The following is a 508-nucleotide window of genomic DNA, read 5'->3' as shown; positions in this document are numbered from 1 at the left end:
GCGCCCAGCGCGGGCAATCTCCAGCCCTGGGAGTTCGTGATCGTCCAAGACCCCGAGGTCCGCGCCCGTTTGGCCAAGGCAGCCTTCGACCAGACCTCGGTGGCAACCGCACCGCTGATTATCGCGACCTGTGCCGACACCCAACGCATGGGAGAACGCTATGGCAGCCGGGGAAATTTCTACAGTCTGGTCGATACCGCGTTTGCCTCTCTGCTGATTTTGCTCGGCGTGGTTGAGCACGGCTTGGGCGCCTGCTTTGTCGGCGCCTACGATCCGGTCGAAGTGGCAAACATCCTGGGTCTGCCCGATCAGGTGCGGCCGGTCGGCCTGATCACGATCGGCTACCCGGCCCAGCGACCGGCCAAACCGCGCAACAAGAAAATCCCCCTCCATAAGCTCATCCATCGCAACACCTGGCAGGCAAAATAAGCGCATCTGAGGAAAAAACTGTTATGGCCTACGATCTGCTACTCAAGGGCGGGGAAGTCATTGACCCGGGCTGGCCGTT

General features: G+C 61.2%; 1 protein-coding gene. It reads left to right on the top strand.

The window, feature by feature from the left end:
• A partial coding sequence (locus J4F42_20985; protein ID MCE2487997.1) for a nitroreductase family protein occupies positions 1-429 on the top strand: 429 nt, incomplete at its 5' end.
• Positions 430-508 lie beyond the last annotated feature (79 nt).

The sequence above is a fragment of the Desulfurellaceae bacterium genome, from assembly GCA_021296095.1.
Taxonomy (GTDB): Bacteria; Desulfobacterota; Binatia; order Bin18; family Bin18; genus JAAXHF01.
Note: the sequence above shows the minus strand (reverse complement) of the source record. Positions and strands in the feature narration are given on the sequence as shown.